Here is a 25,212-nt window from a genome sequence, read left to right as displayed (position 1 = left end):
TCACTTAACGATCACTTCGACTTTCTGGGTGGCAATCTTTCCGCTCAGAAGTTCGAAGATGTGATGTCCAGGAGTTGGTGTCCATAGATAGGGATCCTTTGCAGATACCAATTTCTTTCCATTAATTCTCCACGAGAATTTTTCCTTTTTTTCCCCTTCAGCAAGTAGCGGCATTTTCTGATTGCTTAGAGGAATCGCAGGATCCACAGCCAAGACCATCCCATCTTGTGGATATAAAATTCTTACCTGAGGATAAGCTTTCGGACTGGAATTTTTATTTGTTCTGGCAAGATTCAAGTTAAATCCTGGCGAGGGATAATGATCTTGAAGCCACGTCATCACCTGACTCCAAATCGGGCCTGCCCCTGTGATTCCCATCACATTCCACATAGGCTGGCCGCTAAAGTTGCCAACCCATACACCCACTGTGAAGCGATCATTATACCCCACACACCAATTATCACGCATATCTTTGCTAGTACCGGTCTTCACTGCGGCATCACTCGACAACGACAAGGTAGAGTCCATACCAAAACCCAAAGCACGATTTTCCTTAGACGAAAGAATAGAAGTGATTTCTTGGCTCACCTCTTCACTAAATATTCTCTCATCAGAAACCTCTGATTTTTTTTGAGTAAACTGCAAAGGCGACCACACTCCCCCCCGAGCCAAAGTACGATAAGCTTGGGTCAGATCTTCCAACGTCACATCGGCAACACCTAATGTTAAAGCGGGTCCATAGAAGTCAGGCTCTTGAAGATTTTTAAAATGCAAGCCCTGCAACTTGTTCCAAAATGACGTATCATTCAGAAGTTTAAAAACCTTGACTGCAGGTACGTTCAACGAAGAAGCCAACGCCGTTTTCGCACGAACCCAACCATAAAACGTATGATCGTGATTTTGTGGTTTATAAACGCCGCGATCAAATACTATATCTACCGCAGAGTCTTCAATCCACGAATCTGGTTTTAAAATATTTTTCTCGAAAGCTGTCGCATATAAAAAGGGTTTTAGGGTAGATCCCGCCTGACGGTACGACTGAATTCCATCAACGTATGGAGCACTGGAAAGTGCCCCGCCGCTACCACCAACATAAGCCCATACTTGCCCTGTTTTATTTTCCAGAACAATCACTGCCGCATCGTGAACATTTTGATCTATCAACCCTTGAATCTGTCCGTTGACCGTTTGCTGAATATATTTTTGCAAATTTAGATCAATTGTCGTTTGCAAAGGTCCGACCCTATGACTCTGCGAGAGCCGCTGAGCCAGATGCAAAGCACTCCGGCCCTCTTGAGGAAACAATCCCAGATTCATTGTCGATTGGGCGATCAAACGAGCAAAGTCTTTGCACAAAGACGGTTCTTGCCAACAAGCTCTAGCTGCCCATTCCTTTTCTGCCGCATTCGGAGACCTTAAAAGCACCGCCAGCAAAGTTGATTCCTTTTGCGTCAATCCCCACGGAGATTTTCCAAATAAAGCCCACGATGCTGCAGACAATCCGCGATACTCCCCTCGAAAAGGGGCCAAGTTTACATAGCTTTCAAGGATTTCCTCTTTGGTCCAATCGCGCTCCATTTTTACAGCGGCAATGACCTGTCGAATCTTTCCAATGACTCCACGCCATTTTGTATCCGGCATGGATAACTTCACAACCTGCATTGATATTGTACTAGCGCCACGAGATGAATTTTTAAAGAGTCTCTGGTACAAAGACGCCAAGATCGCGCGTACATCAACACCCGAATGTCTAAAGAAATTTTTGTCTTCAGATTTAAGTAAGGCCGGAACAAACGTCGACGAGATTTCTTTCAGAGAAACCCACGCAAAGGTGCGTGTTTTTTTATCCTGACGCCATTGATGTAAAAGCTGTCCATTTCGATCCAATAAAATAAGATCTGAACTTTGATGAGCTGATTTTATTACCTCGAAGTTCGGAATAGAAGGCGTCGTGGCAACTAGAAAGCTGCCACTAGCCAATGCGATTGCAATCAAAGCGCTCAGAATGTGCTTCTTCATTGCTGAACCTGCCATGTGCTTTCAGGAAGTTCTGCAAAAGTATCTGGACTGTACATTGCTTCAATACGCGATGACGGAAGCTTGAACGTGCCCGCTTGGTTAAATCTTACGGTGTATTCGAAAATCTGTTCACCCTGTGGAAACCAATCTTGATAAAAACGAACAAGCTCCGCTTTTCTTTCCACGGCGGTTGCATAAGTGGCGGTCACGACAGTTGATCCCGCGGGAATTGGATCTTCGACGACAACCCATGTTTGCGCCGATTGACCTTTTACTTTTAACTGTACTTTCGCTGTGTCACCGACATGCCAGTGACCTTTCTCTTTTTGCTCAACAGGAGCGATTGTTTTTTCGACGCTAAATCCAGCGAAGATAGGTTTTACTACAGGAATAGCTGCCTTTGCGGAAACCGTAATCCAAGGCTTACCTGTTCCCTCTTGAATCATCGCGATTTTTTTCTCTTCATGATTCCAAGGGAAGGTAAAGGAGATCGCCTTCGATGATGTCCAGTGGCCTTTCTGCTCTTGCTTATCCAGGGAGGCCTGGAACTGACCGGTCACTTTTTCTTTTTGGAATGTTTCATCGAAACGTTCCAGTGCCAATCGTCCCCAAGCATTCGATGTAGTTAATAACCATGAGCCTTCATGCTGGCGAGCCAACGCCCCTTGCATCATTCGAGGCGCATCGGATTTCCAAGATGGCTCTTTCATTGTCGCAAGCAATAAGCGCAAAGTCGCACCATCAGCATCCCGCATAAGCCACGACATCATGTCTAAACTTTCTTCCTTCAATTGAAGCTTTCTGGCAGAGAAATAAAATTTATTTCTCAAGAGAGTCTCTGTCTGGGCCAGCTTTTGAGCTCTTTGCGGAATATTCTTTTCCCACATCAAAATCTCGTACCATTCCACCAGAGTGCTTAAAGGCCACTGATTTCCTTGAAAGTTGATGGTCGTTAATAAATCTATATTCAGACGACGATGGCGAGATAGCGCCTCAAAGACCGAGATTTTCTTAAGAACTTCGTCAACACGTCCTGACTCAGATGGCTCTTTCAGGCGACCCTCAGCATAGGACGACAGAGCTTCCAGCAATTTCGCTTCGTGTTCTTCGCTCAACGAGAAACCCGCCTCGTTGGCGATACTGACAATATATGATGTCAACGAGATGCTTCCCTGACCACCCTCTGGGAAGAAACGCAGAAGACCACGATCATCCATGTACGTTCCTAGCTTTCCTTCGATCTTACTCCATAAAGCCGCATCGTGAAGGCTGACGGCTCGAGACACTTGCTGTTCAAGACAGTTGTACTGATAGTTCTGCCAGAAATCTTTAATACCGCTGGAGGAATCTCCCAAAGAGGCCGCAGCTTCTACAAGAATAAAACTTTTCCCCTTCTCGGATCCTACCGGCTCTTTAACGGCGACCTCTTTAAATGTTGGCCACTGACCGAACTCACTTTGATAAATACGGGCTTCACGCAAAGATAAAACTTTTTGAGATTTTTTGATCTCATCCAGTCTGTGTCCTTGAGAGTCCCTGGCTGTTAGCAGGTATTCAATATTCGAAACACCTGTCGATTTTATTTTCCACGAGATTTCTTTTGAAGCTCCGCCTTCAAGTTTAATCTTCTGTGGTTCAAAGCTCTGACCCGGAAGATTCGTCGACAATGTCACATTTACTTCCTTGGATTCACTTGTCGAGTTGCGAACGGTGAAGCCAGCACTAAACTCATCGCCCTCACGAGCGACACTTGCAATTCCCGGCAAGATCATAAGATCTTGTGTTGATTGAATGGACGTCCATCCCGTTCCAAATTGATCGGCGCGCTGTTGAGCGATGGCTACGATTCGGAAGCTTGTTGTTGAATCGTTTAACTTAAACTCAATATTCGCTTTGCCTTGCTTGTCGAGTTTCACTCGAGGATTCCAGTAAAGAAGGGTGTCAAACAACTCGCGGGTCAATCCTCCACGTCCATCTCCGCCTATTGGCAAGGCCTTCAATCCGAAATGTCTTTTTCCGACAATAAGTGTCTGTGCCGTTGCTGTGCGAATATTGAAGGGATGAAGTTGCATCATCGCCGACAGCAAATCCCAAGAACTGTTGTCACGAAGCTCGAGCAGTCCCTCATCTACGGCAACCAGGGCCACTTCGCCCGAGGATGCTGGCTTCCCGGATGAATCCACGACATTCACTTGAACCTTTGCAGTCTCTCTCGCTTTGTAAACTTTCTTGTCACTGACAACATGAACCTTCAGGGTGTTTTCTCTCCAGCCGACTTTGATCTCGGTCATACCAAGCTTGAAGGCAGGCTTTCCCAAATCCACTAAGGCCGTTGGCTGAGGTTGTCCTAAGCGACCACGAATTGCGAAGGCAGAAATCACCACATTGGGAGCATATTCTTTTTTAATCGGAATCTTAATCACGGGTTTATCGCTTTTCACTTCGATAACCTCCGTATGCAAAACGGATTCACGCTCTACCGTGACCAGAACTCTCGATTCAGGGAACGGCGTGCGCAACTGCAGCTCTGCCGTTTCGCCGGGCTCATAATTCTTTTTAAACGGAATCAAATCAGTACGATCATTATCATCCGATCCAAACCATTGGTTTTCACCAGGTGCGATAATCCATTGATGAACGTTTGCAAAGCTTTGATTGCCCTTAGAGTCTTTTGCAGAAACGACAGCTATCACAGAACCGGCGTAAGAAGATTTTCCTATGCAGTTGAACTCCCCGTGACTGTCAGTGGTGCCATGGCAAAGCTCGCCAATTTTTTTCACTTCTTCGAAAGAGTCATAAGAATAAAATCCACCGACCAAGCGTTTACGATGAGAGTAATAGCGACTTGTATATAAATTCACCGCCACATCTTGGTTTTTCACAGGCTTCTGCTGTAGATCCAACGCCGCGACTTGGAACTCAACTTTCTCTTTTGTGGCAGACCAACCTTTGGCTTTGATGCCTAAGACCAGAGAAGACGGCCATAATCCAAATGAGCGAACCGCACTTTGAATTTCTCCATTTGGATCTTTATACTCTGCCTCAACACGAAGACGCTGGGGTCCCAGGGCATACTTGATTTTTTCTAAATCAATTTTCACAGCGCCGGTTTTATCGAGAGTTACATCTTTCACACCGGATTGAGGGATATGTCGAGCAACTTCATCTTCGCCTGACCGGAAGAGACCCTCTTTCACTCCCCCGTTAGCAAACGAATACTCTTGAAGATCGTCATCTTGGGCATAGAACGAGTCAGGCTCAACACTCCATCGAACCTTCATAGACAGCTGACTTGCAGGTCCTCCGGAGAAATAATTTCCGCTGATCTGCACTGGCACTGTACTTTGCTGAACAAATTGTGGTGAAGCGGCCTGCAAACGCACTTGCACAAGAGGTACACGGAAATTCTCGACTCGAACATCTCCTACGTCGAGATATGTTGCGGGTTCTTTGCGTTGCAATTGTAAAGTCCAACGTCCCAACTTTACGCCTGCCGGGATTTCCCATTTTACCAGAGCTGTTCCATCCTTTTTGTCCCACTTTAGGGGAAACTTAAAGGACTGCATTCCAGACTCATGAGTTACAACCAAATCCGTCGGCCAATCATTTGCCGCTGGCAGCACAAGTCCACGAGCGTCAGGCTTGCGCAGAAGAATCTTCGCTGACATTGTCTCTTCTGGCTTTAGAAGAGTGCGATCTAGAATGGCATGTCCAATCAAACGCTCTGCTCTGCCACCAATAGAAAGTTGATAGCGCCAACTTTCTATTCCGCGATCCCACATAGAATGCGTAAAGGTGAAGTCATCGCCTTTTTCAGCCACGGCAAAGAACCCACTGCCATAAGAAGAGTATGATGACTCGCGATGCGGAAGCTTCTCGATATTTGTGGAAATTTTCAAACTGATAAGACCTTGCTGATCAGTGATACCTTCAACAAGTTTATGTCCAAACACATCGTACAAACTGACTTTGGCATTGGCAACTGGCGCCGTCGTCTTTAAATCTGTGACCCAAGCCCACACTTGATTCTCGTTGTATTTAACATGCACAGCCATCTTAGTCACAAGAGCTGCAGTGCGAACATAGTACGGCGCTTTTTTATCAAGAAGGCTTTGGCCTAACAGAGGGCTTGCCATCTCGATTACATAAAAGCCCGTCTCTTTCAGTGGAATTCCAATCACTTCAGTCTGTGCAGGTGCTAGAGGCTTTTGAATTTGAATCTTCTTTTGTGGAGATGTGCCCCAAGATGCAAAAGGTTTCTCGCCTGTTGGATTGTTTTCAATTTCATTCAGAGCATTTAGAAGCTCGCCGAATTTTTCGGCATTCCATTTGCCAGTCCAACCCACAAACTTGGTATCAACACTTTTTTCCACACGACGCAAAGTCACGGCCATAGCGGCATTGGGCTCCGCTTCGATAATTCCAAAATTCGCGGCAAATTTTAGCAAAGCGGGGTTTTCACCCGTTCTCACCAGCAGCGGAAATTGAGATTTATTGCTCAGCTCGCGTCCTCCGTCGTCTTTGATGGATGAAGGAAGCGTGATCTTCATTTGGGTGTTTTCCGGAAACGGACCTTTGAACTCAACATATGTTTTAAAATCCTGGTCACTATCAGAATCGCGCATTGTCGGCGCGATCTTTTTCCCATTAGGCAATTCCAGCACGATCTTGCGAAGATCCGATGTCGCGACCGGAGCGGTAAAAGTTAAATGCAGAGGCAAAAGAGGCACGCAAGGCTTTGTCGGACCCTCACGATCACAGCTGAATTCCGCCTTGAAAGCCTGTTCAACTGTGAACTCGAAGGTTTCATCCTCTTTCGAGGCGCTTCCAGAGACACTTTGCACACCTTTGCCCCACACCAAAGTCACCTTCGAACCTGGGGGAAAATTTCTTTGTGCCTTGATAACGATCGCTTCACCCTCGAAGGCATCTTTTTCATATTTGTATTGTTCTTTTGCCGCTTCGATAATTTTTTTGGAATCGGCCCCTTCAACAATGTTCACAGGAATTTGATCGCCAACGCCTTCAATCACAAAGTACCCGGACGCCAAACTTTCCTTCTTCACAGGGGCATCAAGAATAAGAACAAAATTTTGCGCGCCATCGATGGGCTGATACACACGAGGAAAAGTATTCAAAATATGCGGCCCGCCCGTATTAAAGCTAAAGCTTTGTCCGTGTACTTTCACATCGCAGACAACTCCGCCGCGCAATGGCTTCGTATAGTCAAAAACCCAGTTGCGCGTGTCGATCCAACGACCTTGCCCCTCTTTAAAGCAAGAACTCTGCGCGGGAGCCGCTAAGTTGAATTCGCCTAATTTCACCATGGGCTTCGCAAATTGAATACGAATCTGCTCGACGGACTTCACTGTTCCTTGTGGGAAGAAGCTTTGAACCTGAACTTTTTCTTGAGCATAAGAATTTAGAACGAAGAAAAGAGCGAGAAGACTTAGCACGAAAAACTCCTTGTGGTTATCTAAGCTTCCCCGGCCTCCTTCAAAGGTGTCATCTCTTAATGCTCCAAGACGACGAAACGAAGGGGATTCGATGCCGGTCTTTGAACCTTTTAAGAACCATTTCAAAGTGAGAAGATGAGACGCCAATGAGAAAATGCCCGATAACAATAATCTATAGTAGAGTTAGAAAATATCGATTAGGCCCCGAGTCCTCCGCCGTGAGATACTGACTATGGAATGGAGGCTTATATGACAGTCCAAGCCAGCACCGCAGTCCTCGCAAAAAAAGTTAGAACCGGCCGCATGGTCCTGATGTTCTATGTCATTACATTCTTGTCAGTCGAAATTCTTCGTCACTCGTTAAATCAATAGTGACAGCTCTGTTTAGGGGAGTAAGATAATTTTCATGTAAAAACGCAAGAAGGAGATTACATGAAGAAACTTGCAACCGCAGTCCTTGTCAGTATCGCTCTAGGCGCTTGTGCGCAAAAACCAACTCCGCCACCGGCACCGGTAGCTCCACCTCCACCGCCAGCTCCAACAAAAGCTCAAGCAGTTTTGAAACCTGCTAAGGGCAAAGCAAAAGGCATGATCCACTTCACAGATCTTGGTGGTGGAAAATTGCAAATGGAAGTTATGGTTGAAGGCTTGAAAGCAGGTCCTCACGGCTTCCATATTCACGAAAATGGTGATTGCTCTGGCAAAGATTTCTCTGCAGCTGGTGGTCACTTCAATCCTGAACACGTAAAACACGGTGGTCCAACTGGTCATGAGCATCATGCTGGCGATCTTGGCAACTTGATGGTTGATAAAAAGGGTAAGGCAACTGTGACTATCACGGCTGAAGGATTGGATCTAGGTCCAGGTCCTCACGGTATCGTTGGTAAATCAGTTATCGTGCACAAAGGTAAAGATGATTTGAAATCTCAACCTGCTGGCAACTCTGGCGCGCGCGTATTGTGTGGCGTGATCGAGGCTATGTAGTTAGAAAAATTGGTGAAGGCCTAAACAGCCTTCACCTTTTGAGAGATCTTCCCGAAAATATTTTCGCCCTTTTCATTGAACATCTGAATCTCAACAGTATCTCCGGCTTTCATAAACGGAGTTTTAGGCGCACCCTGCTCGATCGTCTCAATCATTCGAACTTCAGCCAAACAGCTGGAACCCATAGAATGATCGTCATTGGAAACAGTACCGCTTCCAATCACAGTTCCCGCAGCTAAGTTGCGAGTCTTTGCCGCGTGAGCAATCAATTGACCAAAGTGGAAGTGCATCGCACCTGCATTTGCTTTTCCAAAGAATTTTCCGTTATAAGAAACATTCAATGGCAAATGGATACGACCTTCTTTATAGGCGGAACCTAATTCGTCCTCAGTCACGGTGAACGGCGACAATGCTGAAGCTGGTTTACTTTGGAAGAAGCCAAAACCTGAAGCAAGTTCTTCTGGAATCAAACCACGAAGTGAAACGTCATTAATCAAAACAAAAAGTTTGATATGCTTTAGTGCCTCTTCTGGCTTCACACCCATAGGAACGAAGTCTGTGATCACACCCACTTCGCCTTCGAAGTCTGTTCCATGAGAAACATCTCTTTGAGGAATATCTTCGGTTGGCGCCAGGAACTGCCCACATTCACCTTGATACATCAAAGGAACGGTCGTCAAAGTTTCCGGCAGTGGAGCCTTACGCGCCATGCGTACAAGTTTTACGTGATAGATAAAGGCTGAACCATCAGCAAACAACCAAGTTCTTGGTAATGCCGAATGAAAATCTTCCTCTTTCACGGGGAAAGCACCTGTTGCCTTCCCTTCATTTAAATCGTTATAAACTTTCTTGAGTTGCGATTCCTTGTCGTTCCACTTTTCAACAGCTTCACGCAAATTCGCAGAGATCTGTGGAACCTTCACAGCCATTTTCAAATCACGGCTGATAACACAAAGCTCCCCATCAAGACTTTCTTTTGACTTCAAAGACCCAAGCTTCACAAAAACACCTTATCTAGAAAGTGATCATCAAATTGGCGCCAACCGCACGATAGTTTTTCATCGTGTACGGAGGAACTGTAGCCAATGTATCTCCATAACTTTCGAAGTAGATCGTCGCACCCAATTGCGGAGCAAACTTAAAGTTCGCACCAAAAATGAATGGCAAGATCGGAGTTTTTACATCATTCACTTCACAATTTGGGGCATCACAAGATTTATCCAAGTTCAGTCCCAAGGAAACTCCTCCGAAAACGCCTGCATAATCTTCGAATTTGTACATCACTGCAACTGGAACATCGAGATAGTTCATAGATATTTTGTCTTCGACACCAGAACCATCTTTCACCTGCAATGGACGTTGTGTGTAAAGCATTCCGGTACGGAGATACCAACTACCAGAGATAGGTAAATGAACGACGCCACCGAATTGAACTGCCGTTTGAGATGTTGTTGAAGAGGTTCCGCCACTCGCGTCGCCTGATTGAGAGCGAATACCCACTTCAAGACCGTAATCAGCATCACCTGCTGCCAAAGCTGCCGAAGAAATAAATCCAAATGCCAACAAAACCGATAGTACCAGTTTTTTCATAACGTCCTCCATGAGAGAAAGTCTGTCATAATTTGGACTATTTATCAAAACACCAGATAGGATTCAGGGCCATTTCGTTGAGAGCTTTGCTGTTTGATACCTCGCTGTGCTCCAAATTCAAATGATGCGGAGTTACTGTGCCTCGCGCGGCTAAGAAAATCAGGACCAAGGGAAGTAAGATTCTTAGTGCGACTTCGCCACGACGAGCCGGATGCGGAGAATACTCGTCCTTCCAATCACCAAAATTCAAAGCTTTGATTAACATGTGACCCAGCACCAGTAAAACCACAGTCACTATAGTGAATACAATCACCTGATGAATCTGCAATGCTTTCGCCTGCTCAATCAAGGTTTCAAAATTCCAACCGTCATACTCTGCAAAACGCATGCGTTTGCCATGATGGACAAAGAAAAAGAAATCGACGTAATTTAAAGCGCAAATCAAAATCCAGATAAGGCCGAAGTAAGTTTTGTAAACGAAATACAAACTGCGCGGCCATTTCTCAAAGGCTGCTTGAATCAACAGTAGCAAATAAACCGGAATAAAAAAGAAACCAAAAATCAAAATGTCAAAACGAATGCCCGCAATAAACGATTGTATGATTTCGCCTGGATTTAATTCTGGCAACACATAGTAGACGTTCAAGAAAAACAAATTCAAACGGAATAAGCTCATGAAGAAAATCATGGCTAAAGATAACTTCAATAGCTTAACAAACACTTTTGATGAAAAGCGCAGTGAAAAGATAAATCTACTTGGCATAGAAAAGTCCTTTGACTGAGTTTGGAAAGGGGAATGAAATGCTCAAACCAACAGGAGTCAGTGTATATGTCCTCTTTTGTACTTTACAACTATTTTCGAAGCTCAACATCTTTCCGTGCCCGTGTAGCTTTGAACATCAAAGGTATCGAGTTCGACTACAAAGCCATTAATCTTTTGAAGGACGAACAGCACTCTGAAGAGTATCAGAAGCTAAATCCCATGCAGGGAATTCCAACACTAGTTCACGACGGCAAGGTCATTCCCGACTCGGCAGCAATTCTTTGGTATTTGGAAGACATTCGTCCAGAGCCCCCTTTGCAACCAAAAGATGCTTACTTAAAAGCTCGCATGCGCCAGATCTGCGAGATCGTAAACTCGTCGATGCATCCTTATGGCAATTTGAAAATCACGAAGGCTTTAACAAAAGATTACGGATTCTCAGAAGAACAAAAAAACGAATGGTTCCATCGCTGGATCGGACAAGGCCTGACAGCACTAGAAAAAGTCTTGCCGGAAATTGCTGGAACTTATTGCGTAGGCGATCAAGTAACAATGGCCGATATCTTTTTATATCCGCAAATCATCACCTGCCAACGCTTCAAGGTAGATCTAACTCCGTACCCAACAATCATGAAGATCTTCGCAAACTGCGACAAGAACCCGCACTTCAAGAAAGCCCACTTCAGCCGCCAAATCGACACCCCAGAAGAACTACGCGCCAAAGATTAAACAGTCAGTCACATCAAACATGCAGCTCTGAATTTGTCGAAAAAGATGGAGTAAGGAATGGCTTGTAGGAGGCAGGGCTTTGCAGAAAGCTTTGCCGAAGACGGCCTTTGTCGGCGCCACGATGGCGCGAACCGCAGCAAAGCTGCGGCGACAACTGAGCCCGGATGGCGCGCCGACGAAGTGCAAGGATTTCTGCAAAGCCCTGCCTCCTAAAAGCCATTCCGGTCGCCTTAATTACTAGAGATGAAAAGGAAGTTCCATTTGTCGATCACCGGAATCACGATGAAGACAAGCATACTAACGTTCAACCACATAAAGAATGCCATCCATCGCTCAGTACCGTTGGATTTGTAATAGCGATGACATTCTTGCATCACCTTGAAGACAAAAGGAATCGTCAACAAAACGTAAAGCCAGCTAGCATGCACGAACAATGGAGCCGCCAAAGCAACACCCACATAAGCGAATGTATACATGGCGATTTGATACAGAGTTTTTGGAATCCCCTTCGCTACTGGCAAAGTTGGAATTCCACCCGCAGCGTAATCGTCCTTATAGCGAATCGCCAAAACCCAGAAGTGCGGCATTTGCCACAAGAACATAATCAGGAACAGATACAAAGACTCTGAATTAAAGATATCAGGATTTGCCGCCGCATAACCAATCGTCACAGGCAACGCACCTGGAAGTGCACCCGGAACCGCAGCGTAAGCCCACTGGCGTTTTAGGTATAATGTGTAGGGACCGTTGTAGAAAACCACACAAGCAAGCCCTACCCAACCCGCAACAGGTTCAATTTCGAAAAGCAAATTCAAGCCCACAAAAATGAAAGCGACTGAAAGAATTCCCGCAGCTGCAGGTTTGATTTTTCCAGAAGGGATCGGGCGTTTTGCCGTACGAGGCATCTTTGCATCGAGCTTCCAGTCTTGAACTTGGTTCAAAGCCAAAGAACCAGAACTAAGAAAGTAAATCCCTAGCAATGTTTCAAGAAAGATTTTCCAGTCAAAGGAATGCTCGATTTGAAAACCGGTGGCATAGCCGGCAAGGCCCGCAAGGACCGAGAACACGACTATGCCAAACTTGGTAAGGTCACCGTATACTTTGAGCACGGGCCTAAAGAGGACTTACCTCTACAACGCGAGTCCAAATATCGATAGCGCTGAAGAAGAGAAGAACTAGTAAGAAGAAGAAACCAGACGCAAAGATCACGCGGTTCATATTGTTATCGTCCTTCAAGTGCATGAAGTACAATAATACGAACGTCGCTTTAATAGCGGCGATCAAGAATGCGATAGGCGCTGCCAAAACTCCCAATACTTCGTGGAAGTGGTGAGCGACAACCGTCAAAACTGTCAACGCGAACAACGTCGCTGCCACCTTCACGTACATTGAAGTTGGAGAAATATGCGGATGAAGAACGTTTGGATCGTGTTTATGATTATTGCTAGCCATGATTAACCCACCAAATAAAGAAGAGGGAATAGGAAGATCCAGATCAAATCGACGATATGCCAGAAGATACCAATACCTTCTACTGGGATCCAGTATTGGGAGTGGAAATCACCGCGAATCGTTCTGATCAACAACCAAGTGATCAAACCCATACCGATCAACACGTGAAGACCGTGAAGACCTGTCATGCAGTAATAGAAACCGAAGTACATACCAAGGTTCGCATGTTCTGCGTGAGTTTGCGCAACGTCAAGGTAACGACCTGGGTAGAAGCCTAAGTGGAATTTATGTGTCCACTCGAAGTACTTGATAACCATGAAGATCGCACCGCAAAGAATCGTCGTCGCCATCGCGATCGCCGCTTGCTTCGTTTTATTACGTTGGATCAACTGGATTGAAATCGCCATTGTGAAAGAAGAGAAGATCAACACGAGCGTGTTGACGAAACCCAATCTCCAATCAAGCTCTTTCGCACCTTCCGCGAACATCGCTGGATAGATAAGATGGAAGATACCGTAGCCGATCAAGATGGCACCGAACATAAGAATCTCGGTAACCATGAACAACCAAATACCTTGCTTACCGCTGTCGTACTCTTGTGTCGCATCTTTAAAGTGATGAGACACATGAGCTGAATGTGGATGTGCTGTTGTGCTATCTGTACTCATAAGGCCCCGCAGTTACTACTGGTTCAACATCGAAGTTAAAGTGAGGAGGTGGAGAAGACGTTTGCCACTCAAGGGTTTTAGCACCCCAAGGGTTCATCGGAGCCTTCTCGCCTTTTCTGATACCTTGAACGATTGTATATAGACCGATCAAGAATCCAGTCAGGATCAACCACGAACCTACAGTCGAAATTTTATTCAAAGTTTCGTATGCAGGAATGTAGTCGAAATAACGACGTGGCATACCCATCGCACCCAATACGAATTGAGGGAAGAACGTCACGTTGAAACCGATGAAGATGAAGACGAAAGACAAGCGAGCTAGTGATTCATTAAACATCTTCCCGAACATTTTCGGGAACCAGTAGTAAAAACCACCCATCAACGCCATCAATGTACCACCCACCATCACATAGTGGAAGTGAGCCACCACGAAGTAAGTATCATGGAAGTGAACGTCGATCGGAAGAACCGCCAACATGATACCCGTCACACCACCGATGGCGAACAAGAACATGAAGCCCAATGCGAACAACATCGGGGAATCAAAACGAATCGAACCTTTATAAAGAGTCGCACACCAGTTGAACATCTTGATCGCAGTAGGAACACCCACAAGCATCGTGATGAACGAGAAGATGATACCTGCCGTAGCTGATTGACCAGATACGAACATGTGGTGACCCCAAACGAAGAAGGAAACCGCTGCGATACCTAGTGAAGAGTAAGCAATCGCTGTGTAACCGAAGATGACTTTGCGAGAGAACGCTGTCAAAAGTTCAGAAACGATACCCATCGCTGGAAGGATCATGATGTAAACCGCAGGATGCGAATAGAACCAGAAGAAATGCTGGAACAATACCGGGTCACCGCCAAGTTTAGGATCGAAGATACCAACACCGAAGATTTTCTCTGCAGCCAACAACAAAAGTGTGATCGCCAAAACTGGAGTCGCCAACATTTGAAGGATCGCTGTTGAGTAAAGCGCCCAAACAAACAAAGGCATACGATGCATTGTCATGCCCGGAGCTCTCAATTTGTGAACAGTCACGATGAAGTTCAAACCTGTCAATACAGAGGACATACCCATAATGAAGGCTCCAAGAACCATCAATACAGTCGATGTACCAGTGCGGATTGAGTAAGGAGTGTAGAACGTCCAACCCGTATCAATTTTGTGAGTGAAGAACGTTGCGATCGCCAAAGCCGCACCCGCCATGAAGCAGTACCAGCTTAGAAGGTTGATCTTAGGGAATGCCACGTCTTTCGCACCAATGTGAATTGGAAGGAAGAAGTTACCAAGGATCGCTGGGATACCAGGAACGATAACCATGAAGACCATGATCGCACCGTGATAAGTCAGCACTTGGTTGTATACGTCACCGCTTTTCAGAACTTGGCCAACACCTTGAACTGTGTTTGGTGCAAAAAGCTCCAAACGAAGAAGAAGGGCCATAATACCGCCGATGAAGAAGAACGTCATCACGGTGATCATGTACATAAGACCAATACGTTTGTGATCGACAGTTGTTAACCAAGACCACAAACCTTTTTCATGATTCAAATAATTTTCGCCGGCAGCTGATGAATGATTTCCCATTAGCTACTCTCCTTATTTACCACTCAAGCTTTTAACGTACTCGACAAGTGCGTTAAGCTCGTTTTCGTTAATTTGACCTTGGAACGTCGGCATAACGCCGTGAGGGAACCCGTTCACAATTTTAGCGTTAGGTTGAAGAATCGATTCACGAACGTAGTTTTCGTCAACCATGATCTTCACGCCGCCTTCAAGAGTTTCTTCAGTTCCGAATTTCTTGAACAATGAAGGACCCACTTTGACTGCAGGATTGTCAACAGAGTGGCAAGATGCACAAGCCTTCAATTGGAAAAGTTTTTCACCACGTTTAGCTAGTGGCAATTGACCTTCTTCTTGGCCTTCTTCCATGTACTTATTGAACTCTTCTTGAGTCACAACACGCAACTTTCCGATCATGCCCGAGTGAGAAGTACCGCAGTACTCAGCACAGAAGATGTGGAACTCACCCAACTTCGTAGCGTTGAACCACAAAGCCGTGTAACGACCTGGAACCGCATCTTGTTTCATACGGAAGCTTGGTACGAAGAATGAGTGGATAACGTCTTGAGAAGTCAGAAGAAGTTTAACATTCGTATTAATTGGCACGACAACTTCGTTCACAGCTTTGTAACCGTTTTTGTATTCGATTTCCCAAGCCCATTGTTTACCAAGAACGTTAATCTCTAGAGCATCTTTCGGCATAGTTCTCATGCCGTGGTAGATGTACCAACCCCATGCGAATACTGCGAGGAAGATCACAAGTGGAATGAATGACCACAAGAATTCCAAAGCCGTATTGTGAGAGATGTATGCTGTCTTATCGTTGTCTGATTTACGTTTATATTTATAAACGAAATAAATCATGCCGCCGATAACGAGCACGCAGGCGATGAAACTTGTAATCAGCAAGAAACCGTAAAGATTGTCCACCTGCTTGGCAATCTCGGTCCCTTCTGTTGGCATGAAGGATTGGGCCTTCGCTAAATTAAACCACATCATGTACCTTTATCTCCCCGCCGACTTAGCTCTGCGTGAGCGAATGTAAATCGGCAATAACCATAAAACCATCAACAGAACAGCTAATGCGCCACCCAGTTTCATAATTTGAACGGCAGCGAGCACAAACTTGCTCTGTTTTGGGTCATACTTAAAACAATACAGCACTAAGGTGTCGACGAACGTGCCAATTTTGCCCGCTGTCGCTTCGTTAAGTGCAATCTTAACATCTTGAGGATTGAACATAATTCCAGGAAGGTAACGAGAGATCGTTCCATCCGGAGAGATCACCACCGCAGCCGATGCGTGAGCCCATTCTTTAGATTGTTCATCCCATCTGAATTTAAAACCAAGATCACTAGTAATCGCCTTAACCGCAGTTTCATTGCCTGTTAAGAAGTGCCAAGAGTCGGCAGCTTCAGGACGACCATACAATTTGATATAAGTATCTTTTTTGTGAGCCGCGAGATCCGGAGTTTCACGAGAATCAAAACTTACCGACAAGACTTTATACTTCTTGCCCACAGTCCATTCTTTGTCCATGGCTTTAAGAGCATCAGTCAAACCGTTAAGATGGAAGTTGCAAAGACCAGGACAAGCAAAATACACAGGAGAGATAATCACCGGATGTTTACCATCAAAGTAAGAACCCAACGTAACTTCTTTTCCGCTTTCGTCTTTGAACTTAGTATTGAAATCGATTTTCTTACCAAGCTTTTCATCAATGCCAACGCCTTGAAGCTCGGGTGCTTTTTGATCAGCAGATAATCCCGCATCGGGACCGTTGTAAGCGCGACTCACCTGACCTGAAAACAAAACGAGAAAAACAGCTGCAAACAGAGCTGTTCCCGTTGTTTTTGTTTTCAAAACAAGTTTGTTTTTAAACATTTCTAACTTCCTAATTACTGCGCAGTTTTCGCAAACTCAGCAACTTTAACAGGATCGTCTTTTGATTTATTATTTGTGATCGATTCAATGAACTGAAGAACTGCCCAACGATCAGCTGGTTTGAAATGTGCGAAAGACGCCATTGAAGAACCAGGGATACCGTGTTGCAAAACTTTGAAGTGAGCGATGATACCCTCACCTTGAGTCCACTTACCTTCGACAAAGTTACGAGGACGAGGATTCAAAGCCATACCCGCAGGGCCATCGCCTTTACCTTCGTCGCCGTGGCACATAGCACAGTTCGTTTTAAAGAATTTATGACCGTATGTTACTAGCTCAGGAGAAGAAACCCATGGTTCTTTCACAGTGTTGATGTCGAAAGCAGGACCGGCAGCCACTGCTGACTGAGCATTGGGATCAACAACGTTTTCACCCAAATCCACACCCTTGTTTACCACAACGATGTAGAAGAAGAATGCGAATACGAACACCATTGAAAAGGCGAACGCAAGCATACCACCGCGATTATAAAAATCTCTATTTTCAGACATAGGCCAACACTCCCAAGGGGATGCAAAATAGTTTTGTCACAGTATTGTAATAATGTTCGATAACTACCGGAAAACCCTAGGGACCGCAACAAATTACACCTCACCTCGACGAGATACTTTTATTGCGGCGCAAAAGACTGGCGGCTTAGAAAAGGAAATTGCTCGTGATGTTCACGAATTTTTCGGGAGCTTCAACGTTAGAACAATGTCCCTGCCCCTCAACGATTTGAAATTTTCCTCGCGAAAATAGTCGAGACAGAGCTTCGGAATCTTCCTGCGGAAGAAGTTTGTCGTGCTCACCATGAAGAACTAAAACTTCGTTTTTCACATGCTTCAATTCTTCACGAACATCAAGCCCATCAAGGGCCTCAAGCACCCAGTGACCAACGGCTTTGACCGAATGGAATGCGTCTTCAACAAGCACATTTTTAAAGAAGTCGCTATTCGGATTATTATTATGAATCGTAGATCCGATCACGATACCTGTAAGATTCTTATCAGCTTTCATTTGCTCAAAGGCGGCGATCATCGATTTGTCGAATGTCACCCCTTGTGCACCAACTGGATCAAGCAAAACTGCTTTTTTGAAAAGCGTCGGCTCTTTAGCAAGCATCAAAGCAGCAACTAAGCCCCCGGTGGAGTGACCAACTAGATGCAATGGCCCACGATTCAATTTTTTTGCTAGAGCGATGAAGTCGTCAGCGAAGAGATGCATATTCACTTCGCTAGAGTCTTTAGGTGCTGAGCTTTTTCCGCAACCGCGGAATTCGGCAAAGATCAAAGCCCCTTTGAGGTTCTTCCCAGCAGCATTTTTCTTCCAAACGTCAGCAGCAGGATACCACCAACGATTCGAAGCTAGATTTCCGTGAATAAACAGAACATCTTCCGGGACAACACCTTCAACGACTTCGTAGTTGATCATTATTCGACAACCTTTATTACAGATCCGTCGTTCGTGTTCACGGCATTACCCAAAGTTGGATAGCCCTCGTAAGCCTGACCGCCGGAAAGTTTTGGATTATTCATAAGAATTTCATAAACCCAGCCTGACGTGAACAAAGGAACCGCCTCAACCATTTTGTGCTCAGAACCATTCACGAACAAACGACTTGCGCGAGAGGCTGCAGGAACTTTATCCCAGTAGTCTTGAAAAACATTTTGCGGAATATATTGATCCTGGCGAGCTTGCATCAAGTGCAAAGCACCCGCAGGAATAGATGACGTTACGTTTTCAGCGCTAAAATGACGAATTCCTTGAGCCAAACGGAAAACCGCCTCAAGCTTGAACGGGTTTTCCAACACGATCGGTTCCGCAGACGGATAAGTCGCGTAAACGATTTGATGAAGATAGTAATCATACAAATCGTCATCAGAATATTGATTGTAAGGGAACATCCAGCGAGTCGCTGTCACTTGCGCCTTAATCCAAGAATCCTGGCTATCCAGGGGACGCGTGAACGGAGACATCATAATCATCTTATTCATTTGTTCTGGATAAGCGGCGGCAAAAGCCGCAGCCAAGCCGCCGCCGTAAGATAGCCCAGCTAAATTATAAGGGCCTTTAATATTCATAGTAAGAAGAAGTGCTTCCAAATCGTTAACTTGGTCTTCGATTGGAATCACCGCAAGGATGGGAGCATACTTCAAAAGAGTTTGCCCCATTCCGTAGGGATCGTAACGAAGAACGCCGATACCTTTTGCAAGAAGTGGCTGAGTAAACGCCTCAAACTGCAATGTGGTATAAGTGAGCCCATTTAAAAGGATCACTGTTGGCATTCCAGGTTTTGCCTCAACATAGTCTACGTAAAGACTGCGTTGATTGCTGACTGCGACGAAGCCTTTGAAATTTCTAGCGTTCGCAATGGAACAGAAAGAAACCAGGATCGTAAGAACCGAAATAAATGCCTTCATAAAAATCCCCCTTTTAGAAGAGCTTTCTGCCTTACCGACGTCGCAATTTTACTAGTGCTGTCGTTCTACTATAGAACAATGCCACCATCGACGCTCAATGTAGCGCCGTTGATATAAGAAGCCTGTTCACTTGCCAAGAACAAAACAGCATTAGCAATATCTTCAACTTCGCCTAGGCGCACAACAGGAACTTTAGCTGCCATACCTTCTAGGACTTCTTTAGGCATTGCCTTCGTCATAGCTGTTGCAATGAAGCCTGGAGCGATCGCATTGGCTGTAAAGCCTTTACGACCCAATTCTTTACCCCAAGTTTTAGTCATACCGATAACGCCCGCTTTTGCTGCTGCGTAGTTAAGCTGACCAAAGTTTCCATACAATCCAACAACTGAGGAGATGCTGATAATACGTTTATGAGCAGATGATGCGTTAAATTTTTCTAACAAAGACTTTGTAACGTTAAACAAACCAGTCAAGTTTGTGTTGATAACTGCATCCCATTCTTCAGGGCCCATTTTCGCAAAGGACTTATCGCGAGTGATGCCAGCATTATTTACAAGGATATCTACAGCCCATGGCAAAGAAGCTGCTGCTTTCGCTACAGAATCACGGTCGCCAACGTTCACTTGCGCAAAGTGAATTTGAGAAGCGTATTGAGCGAATTCTGCTTTGGCAGTTGCCAAACCTTGCTCAGAGAAATCCCAAACAGAAACGTTGCCGCCTGCTTCTAGAAAAGATTTTGTGATTTGAAAACCGATACCAGATGCACCACCAGTAACGATCGCATTTTTATTTTTGAAATTAAAAGTAATGTTGTTCATGTCGAATGTCGTACCTCAGCTCTACCTATCGCCGTCAAAGGAAATCGCATTTTTTCGCTCTGAGGATAGAGTAAATGCTCTGTTTTTTAGTGCTTGCAAAAGCAGCGAAAATGTCTTGTAGATGGGCACATATATATAAGTTACTTCGACGAAGTTGAAGTGCAGACCCGAGGAGAAAATACTATGAGACGCGCAGTAATTGTTGGAACTGGAATGTACGCACCAGAGCGTGTGATCACAAATCAATACTTCAATGATCTTTATAAAAAAGATATCGGCACTTTCTTGGAATCAAGCCGCAACATTAAAGAACGTCGCTGGATGAAGGAAGATCAGCGCACATCTGATCTTATTATTCCTGCGGCTGAAGAAGCGATGAAAAACGCGGGCATCACAGCTAAGGATTTGGATTTGATCATCGTATCTACGGATACTCCTGATTATCTTTCACCTTCAACAGCTTCTGTCGTTGCGTACCGCATGGGAGCAGCGAACGCAGGCACATTCGACATCAACACTGCATGCGCTGGCTTCGTTGTGGGTTGTGATATGGCCAGCAAGTACATCGCAGCGGACACGAAATACAAAAATGTTTTGGTCGTTGGCGCTTACGCAATGTCCAAATATTTGAATTTTGATGATTACAAAATTGCATCATTGTTTGCTGACGGTGCCGGTGCGGTTGTAATTCAACCTTCTAAAGACAACTCTGGCTTCATCGACAGTCAAATGTACACAGATGGCCAATACCACGACTATATGGGAATCTATGCTGGCGGCTCAGCTCAGCCGATTACTCATTGTGTGATCGAGAATAAGCAGCATTTGCTAGCTTTCCCAAAACGTATTCCACCTGAAACTAACGGTATTCACTGGCCGCGTTTGACGAACGTTCTTTTGGATCGTTTGCAAAAACCAGCTTCTGCGATCAACCACTTCTTCATCACCCAATTTAACGTACAAAGCATTTACGAAACTTTGGACAAGTTGAATTTGTCTCGCGACCGCGCTCACTACGTTATGGATCGCTTCGGCTACACAGGCTCAGCTTCAATTGGTATGGCCATCGCAGATGCTGCCCGCCAAAAGAAAATGAAAAAAGGTGATTTGGTATTTATGTTGGGCTCTGGCGGTGGTATGAGCATGGCCGCTCTTGCAATGGAATGGGGCTATGACTGCTAATATCGAACTCGATTGGTTAAAAAGATGGAATCTGTATTCTCCGCAGAATATCGCTATTAAAGATGGCGAAACGGGGCGTGAGTTTTCCTATGCCCAACTTTTTGAACTTGCGAACCGCGGAGCTAACTACCTTCGCGGTGAGTTCGGCGTCAGCAAAGGGGACCGCGTTGCGGTTCTTGCGACGAACGAACTTGAATACGTGATCTTATTCTTTGCTTTGCAACGTTTGGGCGCCATCATGGTCCCAGTGAATTTCCGCCTCACTCAACGCGAGGTGGATCACATCATCACGGATTCCGCTCCAAAATTAGTTCTGCATCAAGAGGCCTTCGCAAATATTATCGCACATCTTCCGACAACGGTCCGAGTGGAAAAACTTCTTCTTCAAGGCCCGAACAGCTTCGCCGAAAATATTTTGAAATCCTCTTCAGAGATCTATCCCTTTGTCCCTGAAGAAGCAGATCCAGTGATGATCCTTTACACTTCTGGCACGACAGGCGCTCCGAAGGGTGCGGTTCTGACTCATAAAATGATCTTCTGGAACTCGATCAATACAACTTTCCGTCTGAACATTTCGCAAAATGATTGCACGGTCAGCTTTCTTCCATTCTTCCATACAGGTGGATGGAATGTTTTGACGAATCCATTCCTTCACCGTGGCGCAAAGATCGTGATTTTGAAGAAATTCGACGCAGATCAAATCTTAGAACTTTCTGCGAAGGAAAATGCGACAATTCTGTTCGGCGTGCCGACAACAATGGACATGATGGCTCGCTCGCCGATGTTTACAAAATGCGATCTTTCAAAGATTCGTTATGCAATTGTTGGCGGCGAACCAATGCCCATCGAGCTCATTAAAGTTTGGGATAAAAAAGGCATTCCAGTTCGTCAGGGTTATGGCCTGACAGAGTTCGGCCCAAGTGTATTCTCTTTGAACGAAGAAGATGCACTTCGCAAGATCGGTTCTATCGGATTCCCGAACTTCTATGTTGAAGCGAAAGTTGTTGATAACGACGGTCGCGAATTGGGTGCTGATGAGATCGGCGAATTGATATTGCGCGGTCCCGCCTGCATGCAGGGTTACTGGCACAATGAAAAAGCCACGAAAGAGACAATTCGGGACGGATGGCTCTACACGGGCGATCTTGTGCGCCGAGATTCTGAAGGCTACTACTATGTTGTAGGTCGCAAAAAAGAGATGTTCATTTCAGGTGGTGAAAACGTTTACCCTGTTGAGCTTGAACAAGTTCTGCGTACCTGCCCAGGGGTTTTGGAAGTCGCTGTGATTGGCGTCCCTGACGAAAAATGGGGCGAAGTCGGAAAAGCCTTCGTTGTGCGCCAAGGTGAAAATCTTCAAGTGCAACAATTGATGGATTATTGCCTACAGAATTTGGCAAAATTCAAAATTCCGAAGCATTTCATCTTTATTGATTCATTGCCTAAAGGCGATAGCGGTAAAATTTTAAAGCGTAAGCTTCAGGAAATGGCTTAACGAAAGTTTCCTACTTGGGGGACCACCTCTTCAGGCATCACGCTTGTGAATGCCAGAGGCAATCCCCCATTAATAAAATCATCCACCATCTTACAACGAACACTTGCAAACTTTGTTGCCATACCCTGATCCACCTGAAATGTGGAATTGTGTTTGCAACCTTGCTTCAATGAGCATTGATCATCGGTCTGGATCCATTCGTTTCTTTGATCTCTGTAAATCAAAGTGCGAAGACCGCCCTCATTGGAACCACTAATCGTAATCGCAGTCTGTGCTTTTCCGTCTTTGTTTTCGACATATAAAGCTTCCAGATTTTGCACACTGGAAAACCCACCCTTAAGCGGATTTAGAATTCCTAGAGCCTTCATGCGCAAGTGGTTTGTATGCATTTGGTCTAAGTACTCGAATCGAAATTGACCTGAACGACGCTCCACCCACATAGACCAGCCGTTACTCGAGTGTGCGCCGACGAAATGTTTATCTTGGCGAAGATAGATCGTAAAAAAATCCTTACCGTTGACCTTCAGGCTCACACGCTGATCCCATGCGGATGACTGTGATAACGAGTTCAATGTCTCACTCTTCACTTCTATCTTTGTCAAAGAATAAGGCGGCAAGGCATCCGAACATTCGATGGGAATATTCAAAGATTCCTTTTCGTGCCACTGACCATCGTAACCCAGCAGATGGGCTCGCTCTAAACCACACAAGGTCGCTGCTTCAGATAAAATGACTCCACGATAGCTTGGATCAAAACCCAACTCAGGCAGACTTTTCCAAGTACTCAGCAAGAATGAAAATACAATATCAACGAACATAACATCACCCAATTAAACATGAATTTGTTGTAAAAACAAAATGTTGTTGAACTTCTAGTCCCCGACGTGCTCTCCCAGAGGAAACGAAACGTTTCAAAATGAAACTTTGGTCTAGGTCCTCTGCGAGTTTTCTTCGCATCGAACCCTAGCCCTAGTGTAGAATATCAGGTGTGGGGGCTCCAAATGACTGAGGCTCGAAAACTCAAGCTTTCATGGCAATTAAAAAGCATCGCAGCTCTGCTGGTGCTTACACCTGTTTCAAGTGCCATGTTCTCTATTTTCGACAAAGCTTCTCTTCCATTCGCCCCTGCCGCCTCAAGTGGACGCGGGATCGCCTCTGTTTCCGACGAACCCGTGAGCGAATTTAATGCTGAAGAAGCCAGCATCGATCTTTCAGGCCTTTCAAATTCTGAGCTGCAGAAAACTTTTAAATATCAAATTCTGCGCGATGCCCGTGCTACGAAATTCCAAGACTCCGTGAATGTGACAATGGGATTATTTTATGTCCGCGGCCTTAGCGGCAATAAAGTTTATGTGTGTGAACGCTTCCAAGAAATCGAAGTTACACTGACATCATCACAGAATATCCAAAAGACTATTAAAGCTCCGTGCAATATCAGTGATGATCAAAGTCATATAGAAGCTTCTGTGATTAATTTTGAAAGTTCTGGAAACACTCAATGGGAAGTGACTGATGTGAAACTTCTCGGCGAGAAAAAAGATTCTTTGGAAGTCAGCGCGAAGGATTTCCGCGCCGTTCTGGGTAAAGAGCTAGCCCTCGAAGACGTTAATAACTAACGAATCTGTTCGAACGTAGGCACGTAGCGAACTTTATCTTCCCCTCGAGTTTTAGATTGATAGGCATCGTAATCGCCGCGATGTTGCTGTTGATCCTTTGCTAATTGATCAGCAACTTCTTGATCTTGTTTTGCATTACGTGCATCGATTGCGGCGGCAGATTGATTGACTTCTGGCTCCCAATGTTCGCCCACGTAAATGGCGTTGCCGTCAAAGAACTGCACTTCTTTCTGGAAGTGAATGTGGCTGTCATAGAAATTATAGAACCACCGGTCTTTACCGTGGAAGCGTTGGGTTTGCTGGGGGCTGCCCATAATAGCTAAGACTTCGGCTTTCTCCATGCCAGGCCTTACTTCCTCAAATTGCTTTACCATGGAAGTCTGGCAGGCCGATGTGAACAGCACCGTAACTGCGACGAACGGAATCGTCAAATGTCGAAGCATAGTTCCCCCATCTTTAAAAGATATCAGTTTACCCTTAACCACGAAAGCGGACTTCGCTTTCTTGTATCAAAACGATGCAGA

General features: G+C 45.2%; 24 protein-coding genes. 7 read left to right on the top strand and 17 right to left on the bottom strand.

Features of this window, described 5'->3' with window-relative positions; all coding sequences use genetic code 11:
• On the bottom strand, positions 1-2,034 hold the full coding sequence (gene pbpC / locus VF412_RS04070) for a penicillin-binding protein 1C (protein WP_331337933.1): 2,034 nt from the start codon (positions 2,032-2,034) through the stop codon (positions 1-3).
• The gene (locus tag VF412_RS04065) at positions 2,016-7,475 is read right to left on the bottom strand and encodes an alpha-2-macroglobulin family protein (RefSeq protein ID WP_331337932.1); all 5,460 of its coding nucleotides are present in this window, start codon (positions 7,473-7,475) and stop codon (positions 2,016-2,018) included. The genes pbpC and VF412_RS04065 overlap by 19 nt, the downstream gene beginning before the upstream one ends.
• A 249-nt stretch (positions 7,476-7,724) precedes the next feature.
• On the opposite strand from VF412_RS04065, the gene VF412_RS04060 reads away from it, so the two are divergent.
• A complete protein-coding gene (locus VF412_RS04060) occupies positions 7,725-7,847 on the top strand; it encodes a hypothetical protein (RefSeq protein ID WP_331337931.1) in 123 nt (40 codons plus the stop codon).
• Between the two features lie 60 nt (positions 7,848-7,907).
• Entirely contained in the window at positions 7,908-8,459 is a 552-nt protein-coding gene (locus VF412_RS04055) for a superoxide dismutase family protein (protein WP_331337930.1), read from the top strand.
• A gap of 20 nt (positions 8,460-8,479) precedes the next feature.
• Here VF412_RS04055 and VF412_RS04050 read toward each other — a convergent pair whose 3' ends face one another.
• The 3 genes from VF412_RS04050 to VF412_RS04040 are packed head-to-tail and all read right to left on the bottom strand — an operon-like array spanning position 8,480 to position 10,725.
• Positions 8,480-9,460, bottom strand: coding sequence for a fumarylacetoacetate hydrolase family protein (locus VF412_RS04050; protein WP_331337929.1), 981 nt, complete (start codon positions 9,458-9,460; stop codon positions 8,480-8,482).
• 13 nt (positions 9,461-9,473) lie between these two features.
• Positions 9,474-10,049: an outer membrane beta-barrel protein gene (locus VF412_RS04045; protein ID WP_331337928.1), complete on the bottom strand. Its 576-nt coding sequence runs from the start codon at positions 10,047-10,049 to the stop codon at positions 9,474-9,476.
• A gap of 37 nt (positions 10,050-10,086) precedes the next feature.
• Positions 10,087-10,725, bottom strand: a complete 639-nt coding sequence (locus VF412_RS04040; protein WP_331337927.1) for a hypothetical protein — start codon at positions 10,723-10,725, stop codon at positions 10,087-10,089.
• Positions 10,726-10,878: 153 nt separating this feature from the next.
• Between VF412_RS04040 and maiA the strand changes: the two genes are divergently transcribed.
• Both maiA and VF412_RS04030 read left to right on the top strand, forming a co-directional pair.
• The gene (gene maiA, locus VF412_RS04035; protein ID WP_331337926.1) at positions 10,879-11,541 is read left to right on the top strand and encodes a maleylacetoacetate isomerase; all 663 of its coding nucleotides are present in this window, start codon (positions 10,879-10,881) and stop codon (positions 11,539-11,541) included.
• Between the two features lie 57 nt (positions 11,542-11,598).
• Positions 11,599-11,754 carry a hypothetical protein gene (locus VF412_RS04030; protein WP_331337925.1) on the top strand — a complete coding sequence of 52 codons (156 nt, stop codon included), beginning with the start codon at positions 11,599-11,601 and terminating at the stop codon, positions 11,752-11,754.
• A 17-nt stretch (positions 11,755-11,771) separates the two neighbouring features.
• Here the strand turns inward: VF412_RS04030 and cyoE are convergent, their stop codons facing one another.
• From cyoE to fabG, 10 genes are all read right to left on the bottom strand, one after another.
• Positions 11,772-12,650 (bottom strand): heme o synthase, encoded by an 879-nt coding sequence (gene cyoE, locus VF412_RS04025; protein WP_331337924.1) that lies wholly within the window; start codon positions 12,648-12,650, stop codon positions 11,772-11,774.
• A 4-nt stretch (positions 12,651-12,654) separates the two neighbouring features.
• A complete protein-coding gene (locus VF412_RS04020; protein ID WP_331337923.1) occupies positions 12,655-12,993 on the bottom strand; it encodes a cytochrome C oxidase subunit IV family protein in 339 nt (112 codons plus the stop codon).
• A gap of 2 nt (positions 12,994-12,995) precedes the next feature.
• Positions 12,996-13,661, bottom strand: coding sequence for a cytochrome c oxidase subunit 3 family protein (locus VF412_RS04015; RefSeq protein WP_331337922.1), 666 nt, complete (start codon positions 13,659-13,661; stop codon positions 12,996-12,998).
• Positions 13,648-15,258 carry a cytochrome c oxidase subunit I gene (gene ctaD / locus VF412_RS04010; protein WP_331337921.1) on the bottom strand — a complete coding sequence of 537 codons (1,611 nt, stop codon included), beginning with the start codon at positions 15,256-15,258 and terminating at the stop codon, positions 13,648-13,650. The genes VF412_RS04015 and ctaD overlap by 14 nt, the downstream gene beginning before the upstream one ends.
• 12 nt (positions 15,259-15,270) lie before the next feature.
• Positions 15,271-16,233 (bottom strand): cytochrome c oxidase subunit II, encoded by a 963-nt coding sequence (coxB, locus tag VF412_RS04005; RefSeq protein ID WP_331337920.1) that lies wholly within the window; start codon positions 16,231-16,233, stop codon positions 15,271-15,273.
• 6 nt (positions 16,234-16,239) lie between these two features.
• A complete protein-coding gene (locus tag VF412_RS04000; protein WP_331337919.1) occupies positions 16,240-17,118 on the bottom strand; it encodes an SCO family protein in 879 nt (292 codons plus the stop codon).
• Between the two features lie 14 nt (positions 17,119-17,132).
• On the bottom strand, positions 17,133-17,669 hold the full coding sequence (locus VF412_RS03995; protein WP_331337918.1) for a cytochrome c: 537 nt from the start codon (positions 17,667-17,669) through the stop codon (positions 17,133-17,135).
• Positions 17,670-17,814: 145 nt separating this feature from the next.
• Entirely contained in the window at positions 17,815-18,591 is a 777-nt protein-coding gene (locus tag VF412_RS03990) for an alpha/beta hydrolase (protein WP_331337917.1), read from the bottom strand.
• On the bottom strand, positions 18,591-19,580 hold the full coding sequence (locus tag VF412_RS03985; RefSeq protein WP_331337916.1) for an alpha/beta hydrolase: 990 nt from the start codon (positions 19,578-19,580) through the stop codon (positions 18,591-18,593). The genes VF412_RS03990 and VF412_RS03985 overlap by 1 nt, the downstream gene beginning before the upstream one ends.
• A 68-nt stretch (positions 19,581-19,648) precedes the next feature.
• Positions 19,649-20,398: a 3-oxoacyl-ACP reductase FabG gene (fabG, locus tag VF412_RS03980; RefSeq protein ID WP_331337915.1), complete on the bottom strand. Its 750-nt coding sequence runs from the start codon at positions 20,396-20,398 to the stop codon at positions 19,649-19,651.
• A gap of 183 nt (positions 20,399-20,581) precedes the next feature.
• On the opposite strand from fabG, the gene VF412_RS03975 reads away from it, so the two are divergent.
• Positions 20,582-21,580 carry a ketoacyl-ACP synthase III gene (locus VF412_RS03975; RefSeq protein ID WP_331337914.1) on the top strand — a complete coding sequence of 333 codons (999 nt, stop codon included), beginning with the start codon at positions 20,582-20,584 and terminating at the stop codon, positions 21,578-21,580.
• Positions 21,570-23,072, top strand: coding sequence for a long-chain fatty acid--CoA ligase (locus tag VF412_RS03970; protein WP_331337913.1), 1,503 nt, complete (start codon positions 21,570-21,572; stop codon positions 23,070-23,072). Before VF412_RS03975 ends, VF412_RS03970 begins: the two co-directional genes overlap by 11 nt.
• Here VF412_RS03970 and VF412_RS03965 read toward each other — a convergent pair.
• A complete protein-coding gene (locus VF412_RS03965; protein ID WP_331337912.1) occupies positions 23,069-23,890 on the bottom strand; it encodes a hypothetical protein in 822 nt (273 codons plus the stop codon). The genes VF412_RS03970 and VF412_RS03965 overlap by 4 nt on opposite strands.
• 183 nt (positions 23,891-24,073) lie before the next feature.
• On the opposite strand from VF412_RS03965, the gene VF412_RS03960 reads away from it, so the two are divergent.
• A complete protein-coding gene (locus VF412_RS03960) occupies positions 24,074-24,688 on the top strand; it encodes a hypothetical protein (protein WP_331337911.1) in 615 nt (204 codons plus the stop codon).
• Here VF412_RS03960 and bamE read toward each other — a convergent pair.
• Complete coding sequence (bamE, locus tag VF412_RS03955) at positions 24,685-25,131, bottom strand: outer membrane protein assembly factor BamE domain-containing protein (RefSeq protein ID WP_331337910.1); 447 nt, start codon at positions 25,129-25,131, stop codon at positions 24,685-24,687. The genes VF412_RS03960 and bamE overlap by 4 nt on opposite strands.
• Positions 25,132-25,212 lie beyond the last annotated feature (81 nt).

Source organism: Bdellovibrio sp. (genome assembly GCF_036384735.1).
Lineage (GTDB): Bacteria > Bdellovibrionota > Bdellovibrionia > Bdellovibrionales > Bdellovibrionaceae > Bdellovibrio.
This window is presented reverse-complemented; position numbering and strand designations above follow the sequence as displayed.

What these genes read in the sequence shown, in the direction of transcription:
- coxB (WP_331337920.1), bottom strand. Translation starts at nt 16,233, where the DNA reads ATGATGTGGTTTAATTTAGCGAAGGCCCAATCCTTCATGCCAACAGAA.
- VF412_RS04000 (WP_331337919.1), bottom strand. Translation starts at nt 17,118, where the DNA reads ATGTTTAAAAACAAACTTGTTTTGAAAACAAAAACAACGGGAACAGCT.
- VF412_RS04060 (WP_331337931.1), top strand. Translation starts at nt 7,725, where the DNA reads ATGACAGTCCAAGCCAGCACCGCAGTCCTCGCAAAAAAAGTTAGAACC.
- ctaD (WP_331337921.1), bottom strand. Translation starts at nt 15,258, where the DNA reads ATGGGAAATCATTCATCAGCTGCCGGCGAAAATTATTTGAATCATGAA.
- VF412_RS03990 (WP_331337917.1), bottom strand. Translation starts at nt 18,591, where the DNA reads ATGATCAACTACGAAGTCGTTGAAGGTGTTGTCCCGGAAGATGTTCTG.
- VF412_RS04045 (WP_331337928.1), bottom strand. Translation starts at nt 10,049, where the DNA reads ATGAAAAAACTGGTACTATCGGTTTTGTTGGCATTTGGATTTATTTCT.
- fabG (WP_331337915.1), bottom strand. Translation starts at nt 20,398, where the DNA reads ATGAACAACATTACTTTTAATTTCAAAAATAAAAATGCGATCGTTACT.
- VF412_RS03965 (WP_331337912.1), bottom strand. Translation starts at nt 23,890, where the DNA reads ATGTTCGTTGATATTGTATTTTCATTCTTGCTGAGTACTTGGAAAAGT.
- VF412_RS03960 (WP_331337911.1), top strand. Translation starts at nt 24,074, where the DNA reads ATGACTGAGGCTCGAAAACTCAAGCTTTCATGGCAATTAAAAAGCATC.
- VF412_RS04055 (WP_331337930.1), top strand. Translation starts at nt 7,908, where the DNA reads ATGAAGAAACTTGCAACCGCAGTCCTTGTCAGTATCGCTCTAGGCGCT.
- VF412_RS04020 (WP_331337923.1), bottom strand. Translation starts at nt 12,993, where the DNA reads ATGGCTAGCAATAATCATAAACACGATCCAAACGTTCTTCATCCGCAT.
- VF412_RS04040 (WP_331337927.1), bottom strand. Translation starts at nt 10,725, where the DNA reads ATGAGCTTATTCCGTTTGAATTTGTTTTTCTTGAACGTCTACTATGTG.
- VF412_RS03995 (WP_331337918.1), bottom strand. Translation starts at nt 17,669, where the DNA reads ATGTCTGAAAATAGAGATTTTTATAATCGCGGTGGTATGCTTGCGTTC.
- pbpC (WP_331337933.1), bottom strand. Translation starts at nt 2,034, where the DNA reads ATGGCAGGTTCAGCAATGAAGAAGCACATTCTGAGCGCTTTGATTGCA.
- VF412_RS04030 (WP_331337925.1), top strand. Translation starts at nt 11,599, where the DNA reads ATGGCTTGTAGGAGGCAGGGCTTTGCAGAAAGCTTTGCCGAAGACGGC.
- VF412_RS03970 (WP_331337913.1), top strand. Translation starts at nt 21,570, where the DNA reads ATGACTGCTAATATCGAACTCGATTGGTTAAAAAGATGGAATCTGTAT.
- bamE (WP_331337910.1), bottom strand. Translation starts at nt 25,131, where the DNA reads ATGCTTCGACATTTGACGATTCCGTTCGTCGCAGTTACGGTGCTGTTC.
- VF412_RS04015 (WP_331337922.1), bottom strand. Translation starts at nt 13,661, where the DNA reads ATGAGTACAGATAGCACAACAGCACATCCACATTCAGCTCATGTGTCT.
- VF412_RS03975 (WP_331337914.1), top strand. Translation starts at nt 20,582, where the DNA reads ATGAGACGCGCAGTAATTGTTGGAACTGGAATGTACGCACCAGAGCGT.
- VF412_RS03985 (WP_331337916.1), bottom strand. Translation starts at nt 19,580, where the DNA reads ATGAAGGCATTTATTTCGGTTCTTACGATCCTGGTTTCTTTCTGTTCC.
- maiA (WP_331337926.1), top strand. Translation starts at nt 10,879, where the DNA reads ATGTCCTCTTTTGTACTTTACAACTATTTTCGAAGCTCAACATCTTTC.